This is a genomic window from Burkholderia aenigmatica (genome assembly GCF_902499175.1).
In the GTDB taxonomy this organism is placed as follows: Bacteria; Pseudomonadota; Gammaproteobacteria; order Burkholderiales; family Burkholderiaceae; genus Burkholderia; species Burkholderia aenigmatica.
The window spans coordinates 1-3,968 of sequence record NZ_CABVQC010000137.1 but is presented as its reverse complement, the minus strand read 5'-3'; the positions used below and the strand labels follow the sequence as shown (position 1 = coordinate 3,968).

Below are 3,968 nucleotides of genomic sequence, written 5' to 3'. Positions count from 1 at the left end.
CCACCATCTACGAAACTTGAATTCAGGAAAGATTCAAGTTTCTATCGGGGCGACAACTATTTTGCCGCGGGGGGCGACGATTGCCACTTTTGTTGCCTTCAGGTCTTTCACAACGTAAGTGCCAATCACGTTGCCTTGACGTACGTCGTTGGCGACCATTCGAAACACGTTTCGATAGCCCTGCTGCGTCAACTTCGGATTCGTCGCGGACTCGGAAATCATCGGAATGCCGGCATCGGCGTATATCCTCGAGGCAGGAATGGACGTACCTGAATTCGCGTGACCGATCACACCGGCAACTCGATCGTCGACCAGCTTCTGGGCCACAACCATGGCTGTCTTCGGATCTGCTGCATCGTCCTGTGAATCGAGCACAAACGTGACGGGTTGACCACCGATTTTCAACCGTTTCGCATTCAGATCCTCGATTGCGAGACGCACACCATTCTCGTCATCCTTCCCGATGTGAGCGAGCTCTCCGGTCAGTGGCGAGACCTGCCCAATTCTTACGGTGACATCGGCCTGTGCAGAAATGGTCTGGAGAGCCAGTGTGATAGCCAGCATTGCAGGAGTATGTTTCATGGTGGTCATGATCAGTAGTCGCCCAGTGGTGTCCTTTCGTGGCAAACGAGCGGCGATCGCTACCGCTCCAAACCGGCGCATGCTCGCCGGCTGGTTCAATGCTACGGAATGACCTCGATAGCCAATATTGGCTGTCGGACGGCAAATGGAATTTGCGTGCATTCGAGGCGGTCAAAACGAGGAAACCTTGCGCACGCACGAAATTAGCTCGTCAGATCAGGATCGACGACTCTGGACAGAGCGCTTGCGGAAGCTGCGACGGCTAAGGTTGCGAGCCGACGTCTTGCGTATGCGCCCGACAGAAATCCTCGTCCCAAAACGGCTCGTGGCCGCATCGCAACTACATTCAGTATCCGAATGAAGTACGATGCAGCCACGATCGAGTCGGCCCGTCGCTACAGGAGACGTTGGCGCAATTACCTGACAAATCCCGCACCTTCGTTGTTGTGCTGAAAGCGGGATGCCACCATCACGACAATGGTTCAAATTCGCGAGGCGAGCGCGTTGACGCACCCCGTCGCTTGATGAGCAAACGCCGATGCGGCTACCTCATCATTCAGTTTCCGTGAGCAGCACGCAAGAATGCCAGTCCTAGGCGCCCGTTTATCATCGATCCTAGGTCATTGCCGCCCCGAACCAGGCTACGACTGCCGCGCCATCACATCAGCCGATTTCCGTATCTTGAACGAATCGAGGTTTTCGCCGTTCCGTGAAAGCTCGAATGCCTTCACATGCCTCCTCTCCTGCACCAAGTGCTGCGATTGACCGTGCTTCCCGCTCGAGGTGAGCCTCGAATTCGCCATGAAACGATTCGAGCAGCAGCTCGCGACTGGCGGCAAGTGCTTTCGTCGCTGATTCGACCAACGTACGCGCCATCGTGCGTCCCTCGTTCGCGAGATCCTCATCGTTCACGACCCGATTGATCAGGCCGATTGCGAGTGCCTCTTCTGCCCGAACGCGCTGGTTCAAAAGCAGCATTTCCTGGGCGCGTCTGACCCCCACTAACCTAGGCAGTTGCCAGGACATGCCCCCATCAGGACTGAGGCCAACCGCTCCGTAAGCAGGGGTGAAATGTGCCGAGCGTCCAGCAAGGACGATGTCTCCAGCAATCGCCAGACTGAAGCCCGCGCCGGCGGCCGGCCCGTTCACCAGGACGAGAAGCGGCTTGGGCATTCGCATGAGGCGAGAAAGCGCCAGATGAAGCGTTCCGGCCAGTTCGCTCAGAAATCCGGGCAGATCGTTGCCTACCGCCCCGAATGAACCCAGATCTCCTCCCGTACAGAAGAGTCGCCCCATGCCCGTGAGTACGACACATCGAATCGCCGGATCCTGGTCGCAGCGGATTGCCGCCCTCATCAGCGCCTGTGCCAGGGGCAAATCGATTGCGTTTCCGGATTCCGGTCGGTTGAGAGCAAGGGTTGCGATGCCATCCTCAACGTCGACCAGCAAGCTTTCTCCATTCATACACATTCCTATATCTCACGGTCGGAAATGCCACAAACTTTCCGGCCGTTCACGTCATCGCGATCACAAGCCTGCTTTCAACGCGGCGGCTTGCAGCACAACTTAAACGCTCAGCCCGCAACTGCAATACGTCATCGCGGCGCCATGCGGATTGCGCCGTCGAGCCGAATCACCTCCCCGTTCAGCATGGAGTTCTCGACGATGGATTGCACGAGCTTGGCGAATTCGTCCGGTTGCCCGAGACGACTCGGAAACGGAACCTGCTTGCCAAGCGAATCCTGAGCGTCCTGCGGCAAGCTGGCCAACAACGGAGTAAGAAAAATGCCGGGGGCGATCGTCATTACCCGAATTCCAAACCGAGCAAACTCGCGCGCAATGGGAAGTGTCATGCCGACAATACCCGCCTTCGACGCGGCATAAGCGGGCTGACCGATTTGTCCGTCGAACGCGGCCACGCTCGCAGTATTGATGATGACACCGCGCTCCTCACCGATCGGTGCTTCCGTGTGCAACCGCGCGGCAAATTTTGACAAGACGTTGAATGTCCCCATCAGATTGATGTTGACGATCCGCGCGAAGTCGTTCAGCGCGAGCGGAGATCCATCGCGATTGATTACCTTTCCCGGCGGGCCAATGCCGGCGCAGTTCACAAGCAAGCGCGCCTTCCCATAGAGCCCCTCCGCTTTCGCGAGCGCTGCATCGACCGCAACCTCATCACACACGTCGACCTTGACGAAATTGCCACCAACTTGCTGCGCGCAGGCGCGGCCCAACTCCTCATTGAGATCGAAAATCGTGACCTTGGCGCCCTTCTCCGCCAGCAGTCGTGCTACCGCACCGCCAAGTCCGGATGCGCCACCAGTCACAATTGCAGCCAATCCCTCGATATGCATGCCAATCTCCGTTCCGATAAAAGTACGACTCGTCTCTCAGGCGTTTTGGGAAACGTCACGAATCAAAAATTACCGCAAAGTATTTTATTTACTCACGAGTAGATACTGGATCGATGCTCTCTCACTGTCAAGCACCGAAGACTCCATTAATGCTTCGATCTTCACCGTCAGTGCAGATAGTCGACCTGGTAAGCACAACTATCGTGGAGAGTTGCATGCGGCACGGTCTACTGGACGCGCCGCATGCAACCCCGCTCGGATTTAGAAGCGATGACGCAACGCCGCGCGAATCAGGATCTGATGATTGTTCGACGAATCGCCGTAGTTGCCGATATCCGCAACGGCGGGAGCGCCAGTCGACGAGATGCCGGACGCACGTTGCCAGCCGATGGTCCAGTACACGTCCGTTCGCTTGGAAAGGAAGTAGTTAGCCATCAGCCCGATCTGGTTGTAGTGTTGTCCGCCAATCGTTGCACCACTGGTAGTACTGACACCCCGGCCGTTCAAATAGTTGTACATAATGCCCGCGAAGAAATAGGGCGAAAACTGATACTGCGCGCCAACATCGAAATTGTTGAAGCGAGCGGTTCCACCCAGCAACTCCCCGTTGAGGTGGCCATACTGAATATTCGAGTATGACGCCGCCAGCGTCAGCGCCCCGATCTTGTAGTTGGCCGCTACGACCGCATTCTGGAAGGACTGCGCGCTCTTGTATCCGGAGTTGAGTGAAAATGCCAGGGGCGAAGCACCGCTGGCGTTGTCAGTGAAGAAGCCGGATCCGGCCGTCGCCGAGGTCGGATTCTTGAAATATTCGTACGCCCCCGCAACCTTGAACGGTCCGTATTCATACGATGCGCCGACCGAATAACCGCTATTGGCCGTCAAGTTGCCGGCAACACCGCCGACGCTATATTCGCCACCGAATTTCAACCCATTGAATGCCGGGCTCATGTCGGCGCGAGTCAAGCTAGTTGTCGTCTCGGTCATGCTGCCAATGGCTCTATATCGGTCGAGCGCGTATACGTTTTG

Annotated in this window: 3 protein-coding genes and 1 pseudogene; all 4 read right to left on the bottom strand. The window is 56.7% G+C overall.

Annotation, left to right across the window (positions count from 1 at the left end; all coding sequences use genetic code 11):
• Nucleotides 1-75: 75 nt before the first annotated feature.
• Nucleotides 76-591: pseudogene (locus tag BDO18943_RS42215) on the bottom strand (branched-chain amino acid ABC transporter substrate-binding protein); the annotation flags it as partial.
• A 654-nt stretch (nt 592-1,245) separates the two neighbouring features.
• Entirely contained in the window at nt 1,246-2,046 is an 801-nt protein-coding gene (locus tag BDO18943_RS42210; protein ID WP_175026706.1) for an enoyl-CoA hydratase/isomerase family protein, read from the bottom strand.
• A 131-nt stretch (nt 2,047-2,177) separates the two neighbouring features.
• The gene (locus tag BDO18943_RS42205) at nt 2,178-2,939 is read right to left on the bottom strand and encodes an SDR family NAD(P)-dependent oxidoreductase (RefSeq protein WP_175026705.1); all 762 of its coding nucleotides are present in this window, start codon (nt 2,937-2,939) and stop codon (nt 2,178-2,180) included.
• 261 nt (nt 2,940-3,200) lie between these two features.
• The coding region (locus tag BDO18943_RS42200; RefSeq protein WP_235996339.1) for a porin at nt 3,201-3,968 on the bottom strand (768 nt) is incomplete at its 5' end.